At 67.2% G+C, this 22274-nt stretch carries 14 protein-coding genes; 7 read left to right on the forward strand and 7 right to left on the reverse strand.

Annotation, left to right across the window (positions count from 1 at the left end; genetic code table 11):
* Positions 1-39: 39 nt before the first annotated feature.
* Complete coding sequence (locus ACFFJK_RS00735) at positions 40-177, reverse strand: hypothetical protein (RefSeq protein ID WP_379677150.1); 138 nt, start codon at positions 175-177, stop codon at positions 40-42.
* A 288-nt stretch (positions 178-465) separates the two neighbouring features.
* On the opposite strand from ACFFJK_RS00735, the gene ACFFJK_RS00740 reads away from it, so the two are divergent.
* Positions 466-1707 (forward strand): hypothetical protein, encoded by a 1242-nt coding sequence (locus tag ACFFJK_RS00740; RefSeq protein ID WP_379677151.1) that lies wholly within the window; start codon positions 466-468, stop codon positions 1705-1707.
* 17 nt (positions 1708-1724) lie between these two features.
* Here the strand turns inward: ACFFJK_RS00740 and ACFFJK_RS00745 are convergent, their stop codons facing one another.
* Entirely contained in the window at positions 1725-2783 is a 1059-nt protein-coding gene (locus tag ACFFJK_RS00745; protein ID WP_379677152.1) for an AI-2E family transporter, read from the reverse strand.
* Positions 2784-2956: 173 nt separating this feature from the next.
* On the opposite strand from ACFFJK_RS00745, the gene ACFFJK_RS00750 reads away from it, so the two are divergent.
* Positions 2957-4951, forward strand: coding sequence for a TonB-dependent receptor domain-containing protein (locus tag ACFFJK_RS00750; protein ID WP_379677153.1), 1995 nt, complete (start codon positions 2957-2959; stop codon positions 4949-4951).
* A 34-nt stretch (positions 4952-4985) separates the two neighbouring features.
* On the opposite strand, the gene ACFFJK_RS00755 is transcribed toward ACFFJK_RS00750, so the two are convergent.
* Positions 4986-6434 (reverse strand): Gfo/Idh/MocA family protein, encoded by a 1449-nt coding sequence (locus ACFFJK_RS00755; protein WP_379677154.1) that lies wholly within the window; start codon positions 6432-6434, stop codon positions 4986-4988.
* A gap of 370 nt (positions 6435-6804) precedes the next feature.
* On the opposite strand from ACFFJK_RS00755, the gene ACFFJK_RS00760 reads away from it, so the two are divergent.
* The 3 genes from ACFFJK_RS00760 (at position 6805) to ACFFJK_RS00770 (ending at position 11450) form a co-directional block, all read left to right on the forward strand.
* Positions 6805-9723 carry a TonB-dependent receptor domain-containing protein gene (locus tag ACFFJK_RS00760; RefSeq protein WP_379677155.1) on the forward strand — a complete coding sequence of 973 codons (2919 nt, stop codon included), beginning with the start codon at positions 6805-6807 and terminating at the stop codon, positions 9721-9723.
* Positions 9724-9839: 116 nt separating this feature from the next.
* Positions 9840-11111, forward strand: coding sequence for a pectate lyase (pelA, locus tag ACFFJK_RS00765; protein WP_379677156.1), 1272 nt, complete (start codon positions 9840-9842; stop codon positions 11109-11111).
* Between the two features lie 150 nt (positions 11112-11261).
* Positions 11262-11450, forward strand: a complete 189-nt coding sequence (locus ACFFJK_RS00770) for a hypothetical protein (RefSeq protein WP_379677157.1) — start codon at positions 11262-11264, stop codon at positions 11448-11450.
* Here the strand turns inward: ACFFJK_RS00770 and ACFFJK_RS00775 are convergent, their stop codons facing one another.
* On the reverse strand, positions 11451-11918 hold the full coding sequence (locus ACFFJK_RS00775; RefSeq protein WP_379677158.1) for an Lrp/AsnC family transcriptional regulator: 468 nt from the start codon (positions 11916-11918) through the stop codon (positions 11451-11453).
* Positions 11919-12062: 144 nt separating this feature from the next.
* On the opposite strand from ACFFJK_RS00775, the gene ACFFJK_RS00780 reads away from it, so the two are divergent.
* Positions 12063-15638: an indolepyruvate ferredoxin oxidoreductase family protein gene (locus tag ACFFJK_RS00780; protein ID WP_379677319.1), complete on the forward strand. Its 3576-nt coding sequence runs from the start codon at positions 12063-12065 to the stop codon at positions 15636-15638.
* A 225-nt stretch (positions 15639-15863) separates the two neighbouring features.
* The gene (locus tag ACFFJK_RS00785) at positions 15864-16115 is read left to right on the forward strand and encodes a hypothetical protein (RefSeq protein WP_379677159.1); all 252 of its coding nucleotides are present in this window, start codon (positions 15864-15866) and stop codon (positions 16113-16115) included.
* Positions 16116-16136: 21 nt separating this feature from the next.
* Here ACFFJK_RS00785 and ACFFJK_RS00790 read toward each other — a convergent pair whose 3' ends face one another.
* From ACFFJK_RS00790 to ACFFJK_RS00800, 3 genes are all read right to left on the reverse strand, one after another.
* Entirely contained in the window at positions 16137-18068 is a 1932-nt protein-coding gene (locus ACFFJK_RS00790) for a gluzincin family metallopeptidase (RefSeq protein WP_379677160.1), read from the reverse strand.
* 12 nt (positions 18069-18080) lie between these two features.
* On the reverse strand, positions 18081-21023 hold the full coding sequence (locus ACFFJK_RS00795) for a caspase family protein (protein WP_379677161.1): 2943 nt from the start codon (positions 21021-21023) through the stop codon (positions 18081-18083).
* Between the two features lie 304 nt (positions 21024-21327).
* Entirely contained in the window at positions 21328-22227 is a 900-nt protein-coding gene (locus ACFFJK_RS00800) for an alpha/beta fold hydrolase (protein ID WP_379677162.1), read from the reverse strand.
* Positions 22228-22274: the final 47 nt, after the last annotated feature.

Below are 22274 nucleotides of genomic sequence, written 5' to 3' on the forward strand. Positions count from 1 at the left end.
CCCCGCACTGGCGGGGCTTGTTGCATGAGAGGCCGTCTTTTACAGCGGTGCCACCACACCGTCGGCGTACGGCGCACCGGCCAGGGTGAAGGCGCGACGCAGGTTGATGCGCAGGCGCTGGATCAGGTGGCGGAAACCGATGGTGGGCGTTACGTAAGAAGCAGTGATCGTGGTCATAATAAGCTCCGGTGAATTCGTTGGCGTTTAGCGATGAAAGAAGCATAGCGCGCGCAGAGATATAAATCCAATTCAGTGTTTCGATTTCATGGATAACTAATACGAATATCTTAGCCGTGCCTTTATGCATCACCTGCGTAAGTGGTATCACCACTGTTAATATCACCTTCATCCGGCTGCTCGCTCAAGCATTGCTGCAAGCTCCGAACTCCGCGATAATCCATCGCCCCGCCCATTCCGGTGGGATTCGCTCCGACAAGTGCCCCTACGATGAGAAACCCGATGTCCATGATCAAACCCACGCGTCTCGCCTTCCTGGTCTCGCTGCTCGCCACCTCGGCAGCCCATGCTGCCGCTCCTTCCCAAGCCGGTGCCAAGGCGGCACCACCGGCGCAGATCGGCGTCGCGTCCTTCAATATGGCATGGGCTGGTTCGCAGCAGGATTTCGATCGCCATGCCGCGGTCTGCAAGGCCGTGTCGTGGTGCGATACGCGGCCGAAGCGTGCGCCGGGCCAGGCGCGTCCGGACGAAGCCGCGATCCAGGCGGCGCGCCAGTGCGTGGCGGACACCGAGCGCCTGGCCGGCGGGCCGGCGCAGGCCGCCATGTCGGTGCCCTGCAATGCCTACCTGGGCCGGGGAGACAAGACGCCGCCGACCAGCGCCGACTACGCCGCCAAGATGGCCGGCCTGCAGGCGACGATCGCCGGGTTGATCGAGACGCAGAAGGTCGGCGTGATCGCCTTCCAGGAAGTGCGCTCGGCCGAGGTGGTCAAGCAGCTGCTCGGGCGGCATGCCGAGCGCTTCGGCGTGTGCGATGCGCCGCATGACGGTTTCCAGACCGTGGCCTTCGCCTGGGACCGCAGCCTGGGCCAGACGGGCGCGCAGTGCGGCGTGAACCAGGAGCTGGCGGTGAGCGACAACCCGGCCGACAAGGAGGCGCGCAGGGTGCGTCCCGGCCTGGCGCTGACGCTCGAATGGCCGGGGCGCCGCATCAGCTTCCTGAACGTGCACCTGAAGTCCGGCTGCGCCAACATCGTGCCGCACCCGATCTACCAGGCGCGCCTGCTCGACGATCCGGCCGCCGCCTGCGTGGTATTGAACCGCCAGGTCGCGCCGCTGGAGCGCTGGCTGGACAGCGTGGGCAAGCAGAGCCCGGAGTACGTCCTGCTGGGCGACTTCAACCGCCGTATCGACGAGGAAGCCGCAGCCAGGATACCGCCGGAACAGGTACGCGTGGACGGCAGCAACCCTGCCGGCGTGCCCGTTGCGGATGCCAGCGGCAAGGTGGCGACGCGCTACCTGTGGCAGGAGCTGAGCGACGGCGCCAGGACCCTGCACCAGGTGCCGCTGACGGGCGTCGAGACGGGTTGCCGCGGTTTCTCCGGCCTGGATCACATCGTGCTCAGCGGGCCGCTGGCGGCGCGCCAGGCGCCGACGCTCGGTTCGCGCAAGACGGCCGTGGTGCAGGCGCCGGACCAGCGCATCGAGACCAGCGACCATTGCCCGCGCAGCGTCACGCTGGCGCTCTGAGGTCTATCTCACCGGCCTCAGTCCTCGTGGAACTCCTCGGCGCTGGCAAACAGGCTCCAGGCCGAGATGAACAGCGCCGCGATCACGGGGCCGATCACGAAACCGTTCAGGCCGAACAGCGACATGCCGCCGATCGTGGACAGCAGCACGATATAGTCGGGCAGCTTGGTGTCCTTGCCGACCAGGATCGGGCGCAGCAGGTTGTCGACCAGGCCGATGACCAGCACGCCGTACAGCGCCAGCACGATGCCTTGCCAGAGCGCGCCGGTGACCAGGAAGTAGACGGCCACCGGGCCCCAGATGAGCGCGGCGCCGACCGCCGGCAACAGCGACAGGAAGGCCATCACGACACCCCACAGCACCGGTCCGGGCACGTCCAGCAGCCAGAAGATCAGGCCGCCGAGCGAGCCTTGCGCCACCGCGACCAGTACGTTGCCTTTCACGGTGGCGCGGATCACGGTCACGAACTTGTCGAACAGCGGTTTCTTGTAGTGCGAGTCCAGCGGCACCGTCCGCTTGATGCGCGCCGCGAGCATACGGCCGTCGCGGAACAGGAAGAACAGCAGGTACAGCATGATCGCCATGCTGACGAGGAAGCCCAGTGCGTTGCGTCCGAGATTGACGGCATAGCGCGCGGTCAGTTGGCTGGCCTGCGCGATCCCCGCCGTCAGTTTTTCCTGCAGCGTGTCCATGATGGTGGTCTCGTAACGGTCGAACAGCGTAGCGGCCCAGTCGGGCAGGCCGGCGATCATGCGGCGCGACATGGCGTTGACGTCGATCTGGCCGGCACTGACCATCCCGTAGATACCGACGGCCTGGTCGATCAGTGCGCTGGCGATCAGCATGACCGGCAGGATGACCATCAGGAGAATCAGCAGCAGCGCGGTGAGGGCGGCCAGGTTTTGCCGCTGGCCCAGGCCTGCCAGCAAGCGGGCGTGCACCGGCGCGAACACGATCGCCAGCACGATGCCCCAGAAGACGGCTCCCGAGAACGGCAACAGGATCCAGAAGAATGCCAGCGTGACGCACACCAGCAGGAACAGGAACGAAGTTTGCGGCAGGGTGAATTGTTTCATCGAAAACGCTTGCAGTTCGGTTAGCGAAATGACACACGATGTCATGCATGATCGTCGACTGAATCATGCACAGCCGCGCGTATGCCCAGGAGGGTCGTTTACTCCTCTTACGTTGATAATACTCTATCAATATTGGATAATCCGAATCTTTCCGACTTTCAAGTTTCCACCTGATGCCGATATCCCTGCGTTCGACCTTCCTGCTGGCCCTGGCCGCGACCCCCGCGTGGGCCCAGGCCGCCGCCCAGGCCGCGGACCACCCTGTCGAACCGGCTGCTCCCGCAGCCCTTCCCGAAAATCGCGAGGTGCGCGGCCGGGCCGACGAAAATGCCGTGCGCCAGGCCGAGGACGCCTTCGGCACCAGCGTGGGCCGCGAGACGATCGGCCTGTACAACTCGTCGAGCGTGCGCGGCTTCTCGCCGGTCGCGGCCGGCAACGCGCGCATCGAGGGATTGTATTTCGACCAGGTCTGGGGCCTGTCGTCGCGCATCCGGCGCTCGACCAACATCCGGGTCGGCATCTCGGCCCAGGGCTATCCCTTCCTCGCACCCACCGGCATCGTCGACTACAGCTTCCGCAAGCCGGGCGAGCAGGCCAGGCTGGCCCTGGTCACCGGCGGCGACAGCTATGGCGCGGCCTACGTGGAAGCCGATGGCGAGCTGCCGCTTGCCGGGCGCAGCTTGAGCCTCGGCATCGGGACGGGCATCGGCACCAACGAGTACGCCAACGGCACCAATGCGCGCTACCGCAACGCCGCGCTGAGCCTGCGCTGGCGGCCGGTGGCGGCGCTCGAGATCCTGCCTTTCTGGAACCGCGCGGAGACGGAGGACGACGAAAAGGCGCCGAGCTACCTGCCGGCCGGCGCCCAGCTTCCGCCGCGCATCGAGCGCCGCCGTTTCAATGGGCCGGAGTGGGCCGACTACCGCACCACCGCGATGAACGTCGGCACCCTGGCCACCCTGCACGCAGCGGAGGGCTGGACGGTGCGCGCCGGGGTCTTCCGGTCGCTCTACAACGACCACCGGGCGTTCACGCACCTGCTGGCGAACGTGACGCCCGACGGCAGCGCACAGCGGCGCCTGATCGTCGATCCGCCGGCGGAAAATGCGTCCACCAGCGGCGAGTTGCGCGTCACGCGCGAACTGGCCGAGGGGCCGCGCCTGCACAACCTGCACCTGAGCCTGCGCGGGCGCGACCGCCAGCGCCGCTACGACGGCTCGCAGCTGCTCGACCTCGGACGCACCACGATCGATGCGCCGTATATCGCCCCGGCGCCGGCCTTCGTGTTCGGGGAACAGACCCGCGACCGCACCCGCCAGTGGACCGGCGGCATGGCCTACGACGGGCGCTGGCGCCATGTCGGCGAGATCGGATTCAGCCTGCAGAAGACCGACTATCGCAAGCGCCTGCAGAAGCCGGCCCTGGCCCTGGCCACGGCCGAGGACAAGCCCTGGCTGTACAACGTGACGGCGGCGGCCCACGTCATGCCCGACCTGGTGGTCTTCGGCAGCTTCACCCGCGGGCTGGAGGAGAGCGGCGTGGCGCCGAGCAACGCGCTCAACCGCAACGAACTGCTGCCCGCGATCCGGACCACGCAGGGCGACATCGGCCTGCGCTATGCGCTAACCCCCGGGATCAAGCTGGTCGCCACCGCGTTCGACCTGCGCAAGCCTTACTTCAACTTCGATGCGGGCAACCGGTATGCCCAGCTGGGCGACGTGGAGAACAGGGGCGTTGAGATGTCGCTGGCGGGCGCCCTGACGCCGCGGCTGAACATCGTCGCCGGCGCGGTCCTGTCGCGTCCGCGCGCGACGGGCGAGGGCGTGAAGCTGGGGCGGGTCGGCGAGCGGCCGGTCGGCATGAGCAGGCGCAGCGCCGAGCTCAACCTGGACTGGCGCACGCCCTGGCTGGAAGGACTGTCGCTGGACATGACGGCTTCGCACAGCGGCGCCGTCACAGCCACCGTCGACAACCGGGTCGCCATTCCCGCACGCACCCTGGTCGCGCTGAGCGGCCGCTACCGCTTCCGGCTGGCCGAGCGTCCCGCATCGCTGCGGGTGGCTGTCCACAACGTGTTCGATACCTACGGCCTGGAGCTGCGCGGGGCAGGGGCCTACGACGTCATCGCCGGCCGGCTCGCGTCCGCCTACCTGTCGGTCGACCTGTAGGCGGCCGCGGCTGCGCCGCGGTACGCGATCCGGATCAGGGGATCTTGACCCGTACCGGCATTGGGACCGGCGCGCGACGGTCCGGCATCGGCGCGCGGTCCGGCGGGGTGAGGCCGGTGACCAGGTCGGCGATGCGCACCGTCTGTCCGGTCTCGAAGCATTTGTTGGCCGCCACCCCGACCAGGGCCGACCAGGCGCCCGCACGCTCGTCCGAGGCGCGCTTGTACTTGTCGGCCGGGGCGTCGCCGAAGATCTCGGTGAGCATGACATCGTCGCCGCCGCCGTGGCTGCCCTTGCCGATGATCGGCTCGATGTCGCGCGGCTGGCCGCGCAGCGGGATCACGCGGATCGACACGTTCTCGCTGCCGCTCTGCACCTTGGCCGCGCCGGCCGCGCCGCCCGATTCGACGATGCGATGCTCGATCCTTCCCTTGGTGCCGTTGAAGGCGATGTGGTAGCCCTCCCAGGCGTCATACGCCGTCAACGAGTAATTCAGGTGCGCGCCGTTGTCGTAGCGCACCATCACGTTCATGGTGTCCTCGATGTTGATCTCGGGGCGCCACACGCACTGGTCGCGGTAGTAGCCGTCGTACTTCTCGTTGTCGAGGAACAGGGCCTTCAGGCCGGGGTCGGCGGCGAGGTCGAAGTAGAAGTTGCACTTCTGCTTCTCGGGGCAGGTCAGGCAGCGCTCGTGCGGACCGGACAGGCCCATGCGGCGCGCCGTCTCCGGGGTGTAGAACTGGCGCGAGCCGAAGGCGTGCACGGTTTCCGGTTGGGCGCCCAGCCACCAGTTGACCAGGTCGAAGTGGTGGGTCGACTTGTGCACCATCAGGCCGCCCGACATGGCCTTGTCGCTGTGCCAGCGGCGGAAGTAGTCGGCGCCGTGCACGGTGTTGAGCAGCCAGGTGAAGTCGACCGAGATGACGTCGCCGATCTCGCCCGACATCAGGAGTTCCTTGATCTGGGTACGCGGCGGCGAATAACGGTAGTTGAAGGTGACGCGCACCTGGCGCCCGGTACGCTTGACCGCGTCGAGGATGCGCTGGGCCTTTTCGGCGGTGGTCGTCATCGGTTTTTCGGTGATCACGTCGCAGCCGGCCTCGAGCGCACGCACGATATAGTCGTCGTGGCTGGCGTCGGTGGTGGTGACGATCACGAACTGCGGCCTGGTCTCGCGGATCATCCGGTCGAAGTCCGCCGCGCCGTAGCCGCGCGGCTGGCTGGCGCCGGTCTCGGTGATGAGCTTCACGGCCCGCGCCAGGCGGCCCGCATTCCTGTCGCAGATGGCCACGACTTCGCTGGTGTCGCGGAATTTGCCGGTCATGGCATTGGTGAACATGCGTGCGCGCGAGCCCACGCCGACCACCGCATAGCGCTTGCGCGAGCCGGCAGCCCAGGCGCCGGTCGCGGCCATCAGGCCCGCGGCGCCGGCCGCCTTCAGCACCGTGCGTCGGCCGATCCCTCCAAAACTCTTTTCCATCATTCTTCGTCTCCACTCTTGTTATATCGGTCCGGCTACGCGCCCGGTGCGGGCGCGAAGCCGGCGCATGTATGGTGGCGTGAAGCCGGGCAATTGGCAAGACCAATCTGTTGACTGGTTGGACTGGAAAAGCATCTGGTCTGCAAGCGCACGATACCGGTCTGTGGTGTCCATGTCGCTGCACTTTTGGTTTTTGTAAATATTTTTACTTAAAAGTGGCCGGACCAATTTATAATGCGGTCATATCAATTCTACAAATGCCTCCAAAGAGAGGTCGGAATTGGCGGTAAGGACCGAGCTATACAAGCAAAGTGGCCTGACCAGTTCGCAGTGTGGTCATATCAATTCTTATAAAATAATTAAGGAGACGTGAATGAACCCGTACTTTGTTCCCATCCCGCGCCGTGCCCAGCTCGCCACTGCGGTCAGCCTGGCGCTGTTCCAGCTGGCGGCGCAGGCGCAAGCCCAGACGACCCAGGCTCCGTCCGACGTGCCTGTCGCGCAGGCGGTCGTGGTCACCGGCTCGCTGATCCGCCGCATCGACGACGAAGGCACGACGCCCGTGACCACGGTCAAGGCGGCGGAGCTGGAAGCGCGCGGCCACACCGAACTCAAGGACTTCGTGCTGGAGCAGCCGCAGTCGCTGTCGCTCGGCACCAACACCGGCGCGGCCGGTCCCGTGACCAACCTGCGCGGCCTCGGCCCGATGCGCACCCTGTCCCTGCTCAACGGGCGCCGCCTGGCGAACGAGCCGCTGCAGGACCAGTACATCTCGGTCAACGTGATCCCGCGCATGGCGCTGGAGCGCGTCGAGACGCTCAATGGCGGCGGCGCCTCGATCTACGGCGCGGACGCCATCGGCGGCGTGCAGAACTACTGGACCAAGCGCGGCTACAAGGGCGCGTCGATCAAGGCGGAATACGCCACGCCGCAAATGAGCGGCGGCGGCACCACCAAGAGCATCGGCGCCATCGCCGGCTGGGGTGACCTGAACGAGAATGGCTGGAACGCCTACATCGCCGTCGACCACCAGAAGAAGGACGCGCTGTTCCAGGGCGACCGTCCGGAGCAGCATGACCGCGCCGTGCTGCGCACGCTCGGCCTGGGCATCACGCCGGACGCGCGCAACCCCAACCCGCTGGCCAACTTCGGCTTCGCGCGCAACGCGAACTCGAACTACAACCCGGCCTTCGCCACCGGCTGCGAGTCGCCCTGGTCGCTGCCGACGCTGGGCAACGCCAGCCTGAACACGCCGCCGACCTACGCTCCGGGCTGCTCCCGCAACAACCTGTTCTGGACCGCCGTCACCGACGGCAGCGAGATCACGACCGTCAGCGCGCGCGCCAGCTGGAACATCTCCGGCGGCCACAAGATCGACCTCGACCTGCTGCATTCCGAGTTCACGGTGCAGAAGTTCCGCGGCATGCAGGTGCCGGGTTCGAACCAGCCGTTCACCACGTACTCGATGGCGCCGACCAGCCGCTTCTATCCGGGCCGGGGCATCACGCCGCTGCCGAAGGTCGTCGGCAGCAATACCGGCGCCAACAGCCCGGCCATGTACATCGATGCGTCGAAGACGCCGGGCGCGGTCACCGACCTGAACATGAACGACCGGACCATCTACTTCCAGTGGGGACCGGGCGAACTCGGACCGGCCTACCGCAACGACGAGCAGGGCAACGACCGCATCGTGCTGTCGGCCGAAGGCGAAGTGATGGGCTGGGACTACCGCGCCGGCCTGAACTACGGCCGGTCCAAGCGCGACACCCGCGTGGGTGAAGGCTACATCCTGTATTCCAAGGCCCAGGAAGGCTTCGACAATGGCATCCTGAACCCCTTCGGTCCGCAGGATGCGGCCGGCGTCGAGTACCTGCGCAGCATCCAGGCACTGGACTACACCTACCGCCTGAACAAGGCCTTCAACAAGAGCGTCGACCTGACCGTCACCCGTCCGGTGTGGGCGCTCGGCGGCGGCGACCTGGTGGTGGCGGTCTCCGGCGAGCTGCGCGAAGACTCGGCGCGCACCTTCAATGCGCCGCTGGACTATGTGCTCAAGCGTCCCGACGGCAGCTACAACATCGATGCCTCGGGCAACGTGGTCCGCACCGACCTGGTGGGCGAAGTGCCGCAGGGTGTGGCCAAGAAGCTCAAGCGCCAGATCTCCTCGCTGGTGTTCGAGGCCGATGCGCCGATCACCAAGACCTTTACCGTCAACGGCTCGGTGCGCGCCGACCGCTACGACGACCTGAAGCAGACCACCGTGAACCCGGCGCTGGCCACCCGCTGGACCCCGAACGACATGCTGCTGGTGCGGGCCTCGGTGTCGAGCGGCTTCCGTGCGCCGTCGATCATGGACATCCAGAACCCGACCCCCGAGGTGCGTACCCTGGTCATGGACGACCCGGTCCTGTGCCGCAGCACCCAGCCGCTCGAGGCCGGCACCGGCACGCCGTCGCCCGGTTACACGGCCGACCAGGTCTGCAACGTGCAGACCAACTATTGGACCAAGTCGCCGAACAACACCCACCTGAAGCCGGAGAAATCGCGCGGCTTCAACGTCGGTTTCGGCCTGGCGCCGATCAAGAACCTGTCGCTGACCGTCGACTACTGGGGCCTGAAGCTGAAGGACGTGCTGGGCGCGGTGTCGATCGCCGAGATCCAGCAGAACCCGGGCAAGTACGAGAACTTCATCAATCGCCGCGGCGACGGCACCATCGACTACATCGTGGCCAGCCAGGCGAACCGCGGCCAGACCCGCATCCGCGGCGCGGACATCTCGACGAGCTACCGCTTCCCGAAAACCAGCATCGGCACCTTCGATGCGAAACTGGATGCGACCTGGTACCACAGGTACGAGTTCCAAAGCGAGCGCGATGGCCCATGGTCGAGCAACGTCGGCATCATCACCAACGAAGGCCGCTTCGGCAGCGCCGGTCCCAACGCCGGCCTGGCCGGGGCCCCGCAGGTGAACCCGCGCTGGAAGTACACCGCCGCCGTCACCTACAGCACCGGCGACTGGCGCGCCACCCTGTCGCAGCGCTTCAGCACCGCGCTGACCGACCTGACGCCGCGTGCGGGATCGACCCTGACCGAAGTGGAATCGTATAGCCAGTTCAACCTGAACGTGCGCTACACGGGCTTCAAGAACACCACCGTGTCGCTGGGCGTGAACAACATCACGGAGGAATGGCCGCCGCTGACCGCCAACACCATCTATGGTGGCGGTTACCTGACCAGCCTTGCCGACATGATGGGCCGGGTGTACCGCGCGTCGGTCGAGTACAAGTTCTAAGCCGACCGTGGTATCCGCGCAGGCGCCATGCCTGCGCATGTGCGTCGAATGAGCGGCACGGGTGGCGAAGTCTCGCCGCCCGTGCCGTTCTGTTTTTTCAGGAGGTAGCGCGGATCATGCGATATGCACACCCGCTGGGCGTCCTGTGCCTGGCGCTTCCCGCCATTGGCCAGGCGGCGACGATTTCCACCATGACCCCGGCCCAGCCGCTGAGCGAAGCGCGGGTTGCGACCTTGCCCGCCGCGCAGCGTGCCTCCTGGACGGCCTACCTGGCACGCTCGCGGGCGCTGATGGCGGCCGACAAGGCGGTACTGCAGGCCGAGCACAGCAACCCGGCCGGCACACCGGCCCGTCCACATCCAGCCGCGGGCGACGGCGACATGCCGCTTCATGCGCCGGCCGCGTGGTACGGCACACCCGAGGCGCTACGCGTGGCGGACAACATCCTCAGCTTCCAGACGCCGGCCGGGGGCTGGGGCAAGAATGCCGACCGCGCCGGGCCGCCGCGGCGCCCCGGCGAGCCCTGGGTCCCGCTCGACATCGGGCAGCGCAAGGCGTCCTGGAACTATGTCGGCACCATCGACAATGGCGCAACCGTTACCGAGATGCGCTTCCTGGCGCGGGTGCAGGCGCACGCACGGCAGAAGGGCGAGGCCTGCCGGGCCGCCTTCCTCGAGGGCCTACGCTATCTCTTGCGTGCGCAATACCCGCACGGCGGCTTTCCCCAGGTCTATCCGCTGCAAGGCGGCTACCACGATGCCGTCACCCTGAACGACGACGCCATGGTGAAGGTCGTGGAACTCCTGCTGGAAGCCGGGAACGGACAGGACGACTACGCGTTCGTGCCGCCGGCGCTCGCCGGGCAAGCGCGGGCGGCGGCGCAGCGCGCCGTCGGCCTGCTCGTGGCAACCCAGCAGCGCGCCGGCGGCAAGCGGACCGGATGGGGCCAGCAGGTCGATGCCTTGAGCCTGGAGCTGGCGGGCGCACGCAACTTCGAACCGGCTGCCCTGGCAAGCAGCGAGAGCACCGGCGTGCTCCTGCTCCTGATGCGCCTTCCCGACCCGTCGCCCGAAGTACAGGAGGCGGTGCACGGCGGCATTGCGTGGCTGCGTTCGGCGGCCCTGCGCGACGTGGCGTGGCAATCGGACACGCCGGGAGGCGGCCGGCGTCTCGTGCGGGCGCCCGGGGCGGGCGCGATCTGGTCGCGCTACTACGATGCACGCAGCTTCAAGCCGGTGTTTGGCGACCGCGACCGCAGCATCCACGACGACGTCAACGAGCTGTCGATCGAGCGCCGCAACGGCTACGCCTGGTTCGTGACGGTCCCTTCCCGGGCAATCGAGCGTTATGCCAGCTGGTCCTTGCGCTATCCGGCAGGCGGGGAATGAAGATGGACCGGCGCCGCCTGCTTTCCCTGCTTGCCATGGTCGTGCCGCTGTCGGCCTGCGCGCTGCCGCCGATGGCGAGCGTGCCGAAGCGCCGGGTGATCGCCTCACCATCCGGGCCTGGACGGACAGGCCGGAGGGTTCACGTCGCGCATGCCTGCCCCGGAACGCGCGCGTCGGCCTTCCAGCCGCTATCCGAATTGGTGGACCGACGACCCCGACCCCGCGCTGCGCGAGGGGCCGCACCAGGGCGCCAGGACAGTCAGCCGCTGGCGCGAAGCCTTCCTGCGCGATTTCGCGGCGCGCCTGCGCCGCGCACAGGCGCCGGCGCCGGCACGCTGATCACAGCGGCAAGGCCGTCTCGTACTTCACCTCGCGCAGCGCCACGCTCGTGTTGAGCTGCGACACGCCCGGCAGCTTGAGCAGCACGTTGTGCAGCAGGTCGTGGTAGGCGTCCATGTCGGCCACCATCACCTTGACGATGTAGTCGGACGTCCCGGTCACTTCATAACATTCCATCACTTCCCGGCACGCCTTCATCTGCGCCTCGAAGGTGTCGACCACGCCCGCTTCATGCCGCGTGAGCGACACGTGCAGCACGCACACCAGCCCGAGATCGAGCTTGCGGCGCTCGAGGAGGGCGGCGTAGCGCCGGATGAAACCGTTCTCCTCCAGCTCCTTCTGGCGCCGCCAGCAGGGCGAAGCCGACATGCCGACCCGTTCGGCCAGTTCATTGACGGACAGGCGGGCGTCCTGCTGCAATTCGCGCAGGATGCGCAGGGAGGCGGCGTCGAGGTGAAATTTGTCCATAACATGCTCAGCAGAGAAATAATTTACCTATTCTGAGGCAAAACCCGGCAAGTTAGAAAAGTTATTTTTTGTGTCCGGACTATCATCTTTCACTATCAACAAGCCCTTCAGGGCTGGCATCGTGGAGACGAATAGATGGGTTCGATGAACGAGGAAGTGGGGAAGGCAGGGCGCGACGACAAGCAGGAAGCGGGACAGGCCGGCGGCTCGGCGCTCGTCGACCCGTCCTACCGCCTGGACGACAACCTGACGCGCACGCAGGGCCGGGTGTTCCTCACCGGCACCCAGGCCCTGATCCGGCTGACGCTCATGCAGAAGGCGCTCGACGAGCGCGCCGGGCTGAACACGGCCGGCTTCATCTCGGGCTACCGCGGCTCGCCGCTGGGCGCGGTGGACCAGGAAGTCTGGCGCGCCTCGAAGATCCTGCAGCAGCATGCCATCGAATTCCTGCCCGCCATCAACGAGGAGCTGGGCGCCACCGCCGTGCTGGGCACCCAGCAGGTCGGGGGCGACCCGAACCGGACGGTCGATGGCGTGTTCGCCATGTGGTACGGGAAGGGCCCGGGCGTGGACCGCGCCGGCGACGCGCTCAAGCACGGCAACGCCTATGGCTCGTCGCCATTGGGCGGGGTGCTGGTGGTGGCCGGCGACGACCACGGCTGCGTGTCCTCGTCGATGCCGCACCAGAGCGACCACGCGTTCATGGCCTGGGGCATGCCGGTCCTGAATCCCGCCAACATCGAGGAATACCTGGAGTTCGGCCTGTACGGCTGGGCGCTGTCGCGCTTCTCGGGCGCCTGGGTCGGTTTCAAGGCGATTTCCGAAACCGTGGAGGGCGGCGCCGTCGTGGAACTGCCGGAGGCGCCGGTATTCGAGGCGCCGGAAAGCTACGCGCCCCCGGCCGACGGCCTGCATTACCGCTGGCCGGACCTGCCCAGCCTGGCGATCGAACAACGGGTGGCGGACAAGCTGCAGGCGGTCCACGCTTTCGCTGGCGTGAACTCGATCGACAAGCTGGTGGTGGCCGCGCCAGGCGCCCGGCTCGGCATCATCGCGGCCGGCAAGGCCTACCTGGACCTGCTCGAAGCCCTCGAGCGGCTCGGCATCGGCCTGGGAAAGCTCGCGCAACTCGGCGTGCGCCTGTACAAGCCGGGGCTGACTTTCCCGCTCGAGCGCAAGCGCCTGCACGCCTTTGCGAACGGGCTGCAGGAGGTCCTGGTGGTGGAAGAGAAGGGCGACGTCATCGAAGGGCAGCTCAAGGGCCTGCTCTACAACCTGGCGCCGGAACAGCGCCCGCTGGTGCTCGGCAAGACCGACGCCGCGGGCGCGCCGCTGATTTCGCACCTGGGCGAGCTGCGGCCCTCGCGCATCGCGCCGGTGCTGGCGCGCTGGCTGGGGCCGAAGCTGCCCGCGCTGCGCCTCGAGGAATTCCTGCCGCAGTTCTGCCGCGCCGAGGTCCTGTCCAATGGCGCGGACGCGATCAAGCGCACGCCCTATTTCTGCTCGGGCTGCCCGCACAATACCTCGACCCGGGTGCCGGAAGGCAGCCGCGCGCTCGCCGGCATCGGCTGCCATTTCATGGCGAGCTGGATGAAGCGCGATACCGTCACGCTCACCCAGATGGGCGGCGAGGGCGTGCCCTGGGTCGCGGCCTCGCGCTTCACCCGCGAGAAGCACGTGTTCCAGAACCTGGGCGACGGCACCTACTACCACTCGGGCTACCTGGCGATCCGCCAGGCCATCGCCGCGCGCACCAACATCACCTACAAGATCCTGTACAACGACGCGGTGGCCATGACCGGCGGCCAGCCGGTCGACGGCAAGCTGACCGTGCCGCAGATCGTGCAGCAGGTGCTGAGCGAAGGCGCGGCACTGGCGCTCGTCGTCACCGACCAGCCCGAGAACTACGGGGGCATTACCCTGCCGCCCGGCGTCACGGTGCACCACCGCAGCGAACTCGATGCGGTCCAGCGCCGCCTGCGCGATACGCCCGGCGTCACCGTGCTGGTGTACGACCAGACCTGCGCCGCCGAGAAGCGCCGCCGCCGCAAGAAGAACAAGCCGGACAACATCGTGTTCCCGGACCCGCCGCGCCGCATGGTGATCAACCCGGCCGTGTGCGAAGGATGCGGCGACTGCGGCGTGCAGTCGAACTGCCTGTCGATCCTGCCGCTCGAGACGCCGCTGGGCCGCAAGCGCAAGATCGACCAGGCATCCTGCAACAAGGATTATTCCTGCGCCGAGGGCTTCTGCCCGAGCTTCGTGTCCGTCGTCGGCGGCCAGCTCAGGAAGCCGGCCGCCGCCACCGTCGAGTTGCGCCAGCTCGAGGACATGCTGGCCGCGTATCCGCTGCCGCCCCAGTACGCTTTCGAGAAGCCCTTCGAGATGCTGGTGGCCGGCGTCGGCGGTACCGGCGTGGTCACGGTGGGGGCCCTGGTCACGATGGCGGCCCACCTGGAGGGCAAGGGCGCCTCGACCCTGGACTTCATGGGCTTCGCGCAAAAGGGCGGGGCGGTGATGTCGCACGTGCGCGTGGCGCGCTCGCCCCGGCTGCTGCACCAGGTGCGCATCGACCTGCAGCAGGCCGATGCCCTGCTGGCCTGCGACCTGGTGGTGGCCGCGATGCCGGACGCGCTCGGGGTGATGCGGCGGGGCCATACCCGCGTGGTCGCCAACGAGAACGAGACCCCGACGGCCGAATTCACGCGCGATCCGGACGCCGACATCCGCAGGGACGAGCTGCTTGCCAAGATCACGGATGCCGGCGGCCCGACGCTGCGCCTGAATGCCCAGCAGGTGGCAAGCAGCGTGCTGGGCGATCCGATCGGCGCCAACATCCTCATGATGGGCGCGGCCTGGCAGCTGGGGCTGGTGCCGGTGAGCCTGGAAGCCTTGATGCGCGCGATCGAGCTGAACAACGTGGCGGTCGAGATGAACAAGAAGGCCTTCATGCTGGGACGCCTGGTTGCCGCCGACGAGACGGCGGCGGCGCGCCTGGCCGCCGGCGGCCAGCAGGCGAAGGTGGTCCAGTTCACGCCGCCGGCCTCGCTCGACGAGCTGGTGGCCTTCCGCGCCGACTGGCTGGCGAAGTACCAGGATGCCGCCTACGCCGAGCGCTATCGCGCCGCGGTGGCGAAGGTGGAAGCGCGCGAAGTCGAACTCGAGGGGCCGGCGTCGAAGCGCGCGGTCAGCAAGGCGCTCGCCCGCTCGCTGTTCAAGGTGATGGCCTACAAGGACGAGTACGAGGTGGCGCGCCTGCATACCCGGACAGGCTTCCTCGAAGGGCTGAAGGAGCAGTTCGACGGCGACTTCCGCGTCGAGTACCACCTGGCGCCGCCGCTGCTGGCCAGGAAGAAGCCCGGCAGCGACATCCCGGCCAAGATGCGCTTCGGTCCGTGGATGCGTTCGGCCTTCCGCGTGCTGGCGCCGCTGAAGGTGCTGCGCGGGACCGCTTTCGACGTGTTCGGCTACACCCACGAGCGGCGCGCCGAGCGCCAGCTGCGCGACGAGGTCCTGGCCCAGGCCGACATGCTGGCCAGGGAACTGACTGCGGAGAACCGCGCTGCCGCGCTCAAGCTGGCGCAGGTGCCCGAATCGGTTCGCGGCTACGGCCACGTGAAGGCGGCGAACATGGAGCGCGCCCGGGCCGAGACGGCGCGCCTGCTGCAGGAGTTCAGGCAGCCGTTCACCGCGACGACAGTCGTGCGCCTGCACCGTTGAACCCACAACAGCTGATCTCATGCAAGATACATTCACCGCAGCGCGTGCAAGATGATTCCCGTGGGCAAATTTTCGGGTGCGGTATAATGCAGCATGCATAGCGCGACGGGTTCGATGCCCTTCTGCCGCTCACACCGAAATCAAGCAATCGCCGGCCCGTGCCGGCGATTTGCATTTCCGGCGCCGGTTTTTCATTTTTATCATTGCCAACTTGGGAACACGTCCATGGGCCACGACATCAAGACCTTCAAGGAAGCCGCCGCGCTGATGCTGCGCGTGTGGCGCGAGTCATCCAGTTTCTTCCTCAGCATCGAACTTTGGCTGCTGGTGCTGGTGGCAGCAAGCACGGTCGGCGGATTCTGGCTGGCGGCCATGGGTGATGCCTGGAGCCTGCTCGCCTTCGCGTTTGCCTTCGGCTACATTGCCGTGCGCACCGTCCTGCATCTGAAGCGCATCCTGGCCTGGCCGTTCATCTGAGCCGGATGCCCACCGGTCCTGCTAGTGCAGCGATTGGAACATCGATTTCTCCATCGTGTAGCGATTGCCCGCCACGCTCCAGTAGCGCCGGCCCGCGGGCGAGGCCATGAAGGCCAGCCGCCGCGCCAGCCTGCCGTCACCGGCCGCGTTTTTCGACACGACGTAGCGGATCGCGCCATCCGGCCCCAGGATGACGGTCGAGCCACCGAAGACGGGGTAGGCGGGCGTGCCGCCCCGTGCCGGCACGATGCAGCGCTGGGTGACTTCCGCAACCAGGTCGAACACGATCTGCCGGTCCGGTCCGACCCGGCGCGAGGCACGGATCGAGGCGACCTGCGGCAGTTCCGCCGTCGCCCCGTCCAGTTCCGGTGCGCCGTCGGCGACCAGGCCGAATTCGTGCAGGTGTTCCGGCCGGGTGGCATATTCGCCCAGCACGGCTGCCTGCCTTTCCAGTTCCGCCGCGCTGGCCAGGCAGCCGGGGTCGCCATTGAAGCGCAGGTGGGCGAAGTCCAGCTCCACGATCGGCGGGAGCTTGCGCCGTGGCGGGCGCCATAGCAAGGCCTGTTCGGACAGCGTCGTCACGTTCTTCGGATAGATGCGGCGCTTCATGAAGGCATCGATCAGCGCTTCGCGGTAGGCCCAGGGATCGTCCGGCACGAGGTCGTGGTCGGCGGTGACCAGGGCGCGCAGGTATTCGCCCAGGTGGATGTCCACCGGCGGACAATAGTCGATCGCACGGATGATCAGGGCCAGGAAGTGGCTGGCAAGCTTGCTGGCCGTGTCCGACAGGATTTCGGCCAGGTCGTAGGCCAGTTCGCCCGGCGGAACGACGCCGGAGCCATGGCTGGCGAGACGGAGATAACGCGCGGTTTTGCGGCGGAACACGGTCAGGAAGGCTTCGAAGACGGCGCCCGCCAGGATGCTGCCGATGTCGTGCGCCTCGGCCTCCGGATCGTAGACCTGCCTGCTGTCCACGGCCATGGCGTCGCGCATGACCTGCTTGCCGTTGGCCAGCGCGAGCTGCTGCGCGAGGCCGGTCAGCAGCCGGGACTCGTCGAGCATTCCGCGCGACTTGCGGATGGCGACATTGACGACTTCCTTGCAGCTCATGCGCTGGAAGATGGCGACCAGGTCGGCGAAGCCTTCGTGAAAGCCGGGCACGTCCGGGCCGGTCGGGATGCTGAAGTTCGCGCGCAGGCCGTCCAGCAGCGCATGGGTCACTTCATGTGCGATGACGTCATGCGACAGGCAGGCGAAGACCGTCTCGCCCGGCAGCGCGCGCACGGCTTGCGGGCAGGCGGGCATCGGGGCGTAACCGAAGCAGATGCAGCCGGCCCATTTGTCGTAGTAGGCATTCGCGCCCCGGAAGGCGAACGGACGCAGGTGCAGCGCATGGTCCTGGTCGCGCCGCGTGAAACCCCAGGACATGTGGCGACCGAGGGCGTTACGAAAGCTTGCATAGACACTGCTGCATACGGCATACACCATCTGCTCGTGGAAGCGCGGGTCGGATGGCGACGGGTCGTAGCCGCCCTTGAGCAGGGCTTTCACGTCGTCGAGGTCGGCCTTCCGGTAACTCACGCCCTGGCCGTAATCGTGCACGTCCACCTTGAACAGGCGTCCCGCAGGGCCGGGCTCCAGCGGTTCGTACGGCACGTTGATGCGTGCAATCGATCCTTCCAGGCGCGACGCGGTCGGATCGGTCGTCAGGATGCTCAGCGGCCGGTACAGGGGATCGTCGGGCAGGCGCACATAAGGTGTCGGAACAGGGCGGGTGACCGACGGCGCGATCCGGAAGCGCCGGTTCAGCGCGGCTTCGACCTGCCGGCTGCGGTCCTCTTCATGGCCGCGGTGGCCGCGGTGGCCATTATCCGCGCCCGGGTCGCGGCTTTGCGCCTGCGCGGCCGAAGCCTGCGGGGTGGAGGCTTCGTGCACCGTCTGTTCGCCGGACATGGCGCCGCCCCGTCAGTGGAGCTGACCGTATTGCTGGATCAGCTGTTTCATCCGCTGGACCAGGAGATGGGCATCGCCGTTAGGCGCCGTTTTGCCGGCGCCGAAGATTTCCCGCTCCTGCAGCGGCGCCAGCAGGTCCAGTTCCGCGGCATGGTCGTTGCTGTAGAGCCGGGGCTGCTGGCGCGGCGTCGGCCCGAATTCCTGCGCGACCAGCCGGGCGAACTCGGCGTTCGTCACGTTGCCGGCGGCACGCGCAAGCACCCGCGTGGCCCGTAGCGTGAATTCGCCCTGGCCCTGGCTTTCCCATGCCTTTTCGCTGGACAGGCAGGCCGCGAACACCACTTCGCGCATGCGCGACTGGCCACGCGGCAGCGCTCTCCCGTGCGGCTGCGCCGCGCGGTAGCGCCGGTGCGCATTCTCCAGCTCCGGGCCGGCGACGATGAAGCGCGGGCGTTCGTCGTGGCCATGCGCCGTATTGTCGGGATTCTTGCCGACGCCGAAGCGCGAGACCGTCCCGGAATGGCAGCAATCCATGAAGCAGGTCAGGTTGACCCGGTCGGGGAGCAGGTCGAAGATGCGCCCGATGTCGTCGTCGATGATGAGGGCGCCGGACTCGAAATCCACCGGGCAGATCGCTTCGTCCTTGCCCGGCGTGTCGCCGCCGGCCTCGTCGCCGTCCAGGTCGGGGACCGTGGTGCCATGCCCCGCATACTGGAACACGATGACGTCGCCCGGATGGCTGTCCTGGACCAGGCGGGTCAGGTGTTCCAGGATCGTATCGTGCGTGGCATGTTCGTTGAGCAGGGTGGCGATGTCGTTGAACCCGAGCTGGTTCAGGGTGCGGGTCCAGGCTTTGACATCGGCCAGGCAGCCGGTCAGCGGATTGCTCGGGTAACGGTTGATGCCGACGCACAGCGCGCGCCGGCGCCCGCCGTGCGCCATGGGCGCCGGCGCGTTCCCGCCATTGAAGTAATTGCCGCCGTTGCCGCCATTGCCATACTGGTACTGGCGAGCCGGCGTGGCGAACTGCGGAACCGGGCGTACCCGGATGTCCGAAGGCAGGTCGGGTTCCTCGTTCCATGGATCGGCGGTGCGGCTACCACCGGCGCCGGTCCGGTACTCGACGATGCGGTCGGCATCGGACCGCCCGAGGATGCGGCGTGCGATGCTGCCCATGGTCGGGCCGTCGTCGTCGAAGCCGCCATGGGTGGTCGATTGCGATGCGCTGCGGCCCTGTTGCGCCGGGGTCGTCGACCATACCACGTCGGCATGCGCCCGCTTGCCGTCCAGGCCGAACAGCCCGACCAGCTCACGGTCCGTACGCAGGCATTCTTCCAGCCCCAGGATCGGCGTCTTGCGTTGCGGCTCGAGCGCATGGTGGATCAGGTAAAGCAGGGATTTCCGGTACAGCCCGCCGCAGCTGTCGTCGGTCTCGTAATCCTTGCGCATCGTGTACAGCGTCAGGTGATCGATGCCGCTGTTGCCGGGGCCGACGAAGCGGGCCAGGGTTGCCTTGAACAGGTCGGTGCGGATGGCGGGGGCCATCAGGTGCACGGAACGGAAGGGGCCTGCGCCGAGCTGGAGCACGCGTGGGATGAAATACGCCTGGAAGATCGATCCGGCACTGTGGCCGACGGCGTGCAGCTCGACGCTGCCGCGGTGCTGGTTGCAGAAATCCCTGAGCTTCTGCGCGACATAGAAAGCGCCGCCCGGGGTAGCTCCGGCGCCATCTCCGCTGTTGCCGGCGAGGTCCTCGGCTGAAGCGAGCTGGGCGCTCAGCTTCATGCCGCCCCAGATGCGCGGCCCCTGCAATGCACGGACCGCTTCCTGGACCAGCGGGTCGAGCGTGTAGTCGAAGACGTCGCGCGGCAGGCCGCGTGTCGCGCCGTCGCGTGCCCGCCGCAACAACTGGCCGATGGTTTCGAACGCGCCCGTTTCCCATACAAAATACAGGGGATAGATATCGTTGGCCAGCCACCAGTCGACGCTCTTGCGCGCGATTGCCAGGCCGGCCGCTTCGTTCACCAGGCCGCCATGGAGCTGAATGACGATGCGCAGGGGCATGCCGATCGCCTGTGCCCGTTCCAGGGCGCGGTTCAGGTGATCGGCGAAGATCGCGTCCACGTCGCCGGGCGAGGTCTTCCATTGGCCTTCGTCCGAGAGTGCGCCCATCGCCAGGTTGATCAGGTGCGGCCTGAGTTCCGCCAGCTGCGCCGGAGTCGGACCGGTCGCGCGCGCGCCGGCGCTGTCGGCGGCATCGTCCAGGCTTCTCTGTGCATCGGCATGCGTGCACGCTTCCGCATCGTCCGGGTCGAGCCGGGATGCCGGAACGCGCGAGAGATCCTCGATGGCTTCGTCAAGGGACCTGTGTGCGGCGTCATCGATGGCATCGTCCGGAAAGGTCGTGCTGCGGCTTGCCCGGCTCCGCGTTGCGAGATCCCGGCCGGCGTCTTCGACCTCGGCCAGCATGTCCTGGTAGTCGATGCCGCTGCCCGGACAGGTCTTCGTCGACATCATGTTGTGGAACATCAGGCTGCCCGGCGCAAGGCGGAAGCGCCGCTGCACCAGCGCGATCACGTTGACGACGGTGCGGCGCTGCTCGCCTCCGAAGGGATCGCATCCCTTGTCGAAGTCGCCGATCATTTCGAACATGAAGGGGCCGGCATGGCTGTCGCCGTTCTGCCTGGCCGCGCTTGCCGGCGGCGCATTCCAGTTGCGCCCCAGCCAGATGAAGCCGTCCGGGTCGATCGTGATGTGCTGCGCGATATCCGACCATTTCTTGTGCTGGGTGTGGTAGTGCCACATCCCGACGATCGACTCGTGGCCCTTGAACTGGCGGTGATTCGGGCGCCACGTATGGTGCATGTGGACCGCATTGATCTTGCGGGTGAATGGAAAGCGGTCCAGTAGTTCGGCAAACTGGGCCAGGTCGAGTTTCTTGAATGGTGCGGGCATGATCGCCTCCCTTGACTGGACGGCCGCGGCCCCGGCCGTTAGGGAAATCCAATTGCACAGCAAGCTTGGGGAGTCAGCGGAGAATGGCGGGCTCTACTTTATTTTTTGTCAAGACAGATTGATTCTGCTCCAAAATGCGAAACAAAAAAACATGCGCACTGCATGGCGATGCAAATGCAACAGGCGGAGCCAGCGCTGCGCCAGGGACGGGTGCGTGGCGGGCGAAAGGGGGACGTTGCGCCGGGGCCGGTGCCGCTGGCGGCGGCTGCCCGGGCAATGCCCATGGGCAGACCCAGGGCCGGACTCAGGGGGCCAGGAAGGCCTTCACTTCGTCCTGGAAGCGCTGCGGCTGGTCCCACATGATGAAGTGGGCGCTGTCCGGGATGCGCTTCAGGGTCAGCTGCTTCACCGGCGCATAGGCGCTCTTGTAGACGTAGTCGAACTGCGCCTCCGGGAGGGGCACGCTCTTCGGCTGCACATACAGCACGGTCACCGGCTTGGTGATGTTCGGCAGTTCGGGGATCAGGTTGGTCACGATCAGCTCGCGGTAGGCGCGCGTGCTCACGTCGAGGTCGCTGGCGGCCGAATCCGATACCGCCGCCGCGCGCATCGACTCGGTATTGACCATGCCGGCGATGGTTTCGCTGACGTGTCTGGCACGCTGTTCCGCGCTGGCGGCGCGGATGCCGGCGGCAAGCGCGCTCGCCACCGCCTCGACCTTCTCCGGCGTGGCGCCGGGGCCGGCGAAGAAGGTGCCCAGGTAAGGATGCATATCGACCACCATCAGGCGCGACAGCGCTTCCGGATGGCGCGCCGCCAGCATCATGCCCATGGTGCCGCCCATCGAGTGGCCGATCACGGCCGGCTGCTTCAGCCCCGCTTCCTTGATGTAGCGGGCGATCTCGTCGGCGACCGGCGCCGCGACATTGCCCTCCTTGTTGCCGCCGGCCGGCTGGCCGGCGAAGCCCGCCAGCTGCACCAGGTGGTAGCGGTAGCCCGGCAGCGCGGCGACGGTCGAGGCCCAGGCGCGCGGCGAGGAATTCAGGCCGGGGATCAGGACCACGTCCGGGCCTTCTCCCTCGGTGCGCACGCTGATGCGGCCCGATTCGAAGGGCGCCGCGAATGCGCCGTGCAAGGGCAGGAGCGCGGCAAGGGCAGCCGCGGCGGCCAGGATGGCGCGGCGCGAAAACGTGGTGTGACTCATTCGGATCCCCTTTATTATTGTTGCGGCACCGGTACCGCATTGATTTA

The sequence above is a fragment of the Massilia consociata genome, from assembly GCF_042432755.1.
GTDB classification, from domain to species: domain Bacteria; phylum Pseudomonadota; class Gammaproteobacteria; order Burkholderiales; family Burkholderiaceae_D; genus Telluria; species Telluria consociata.

Excerpts from the sequence above, each read along its gene's own strand:
- ACFFJK_RS00760 (WP_379677155.1), top strand. The coding sequence starts at position 6,805 with ATGAACCCGTACTTTGTTCCCATCCCGCGCCGTGCCCAGCTCGCCACT.
- ACFFJK_RS00735 (WP_379677150.1), bottom strand. The coding sequence starts at position 177 with ATGACCACGATCACTGCTTCTTACGTAACGCCCACCATCGGTTTCCGC.
- ACFFJK_RS00785 (WP_379677159.1), top strand. The coding sequence starts at position 15,864 with ATGGGCCACGACATCAAGACCTTCAAGGAAGCCGCCGCGCTGATGCTG.
- ACFFJK_RS00795 (WP_379677161.1), bottom strand. The coding sequence starts at position 21,023 with ATGCCCGCACCATTCAAGAAACTCGACCTGGCCCAGTTTGCCGAACTA.
- ACFFJK_RS00755 (WP_379677154.1), bottom strand. The coding sequence starts at position 6,434 with ATGATGGAAAAGAGTTTTGGAGGGATCGGCCGACGCACGGTGCTGAAG.
- ACFFJK_RS00800 (WP_379677162.1), bottom strand. The coding sequence starts at position 22,227 with ATGAGTCACACCACGTTTTCGCGCCGCGCCATCCTGGCCGCCGCGGCT.
- ACFFJK_RS00750 (WP_379677153.1), top strand. The coding sequence starts at position 2,957 with ATGCCGATATCCCTGCGTTCGACCTTCCTGCTGGCCCTGGCCGCGACC.
- ACFFJK_RS00745 (WP_379677152.1), bottom strand. The coding sequence starts at position 2,783 with ATGAAACAATTCACCCTGCCGCAAACTTCGTTCCTGTTCCTGCTGGTG.
- ACFFJK_RS00770 (WP_379677157.1), top strand. The coding sequence starts at position 11,262 with ATGCCTGCCCCGGAACGCGCGCGTCGGCCTTCCAGCCGCTATCCGAAT.
- ACFFJK_RS00740 (WP_379677151.1), top strand. The coding sequence starts at position 466 with ATGATCAAACCCACGCGTCTCGCCTTCCTGGTCTCGCTGCTCGCCACC.
- ACFFJK_RS00775 (WP_379677158.1), bottom strand. The coding sequence starts at position 11,918 with ATGGACAAATTTCACCTCGACGCCGCCTCCCTGCGCATCCTGCGCGAA.
- ACFFJK_RS00790 (WP_379677160.1), bottom strand. The coding sequence starts at position 18,068 with ATGTCCGGCGAACAGACGGTGCACGAAGCCTCCACCCCGCAGGCTTCG.
- pelA (WP_379677156.1), top strand. The coding sequence starts at position 9,840 with ATGCGATATGCACACCCGCTGGGCGTCCTGTGCCTGGCGCTTCCCGCC.
- ACFFJK_RS00780 (WP_379677319.1), top strand. The coding sequence starts at position 12,063 with ATGAACGAGGAAGTGGGGAAGGCAGGGCGCGACGACAAGCAGGAAGCG.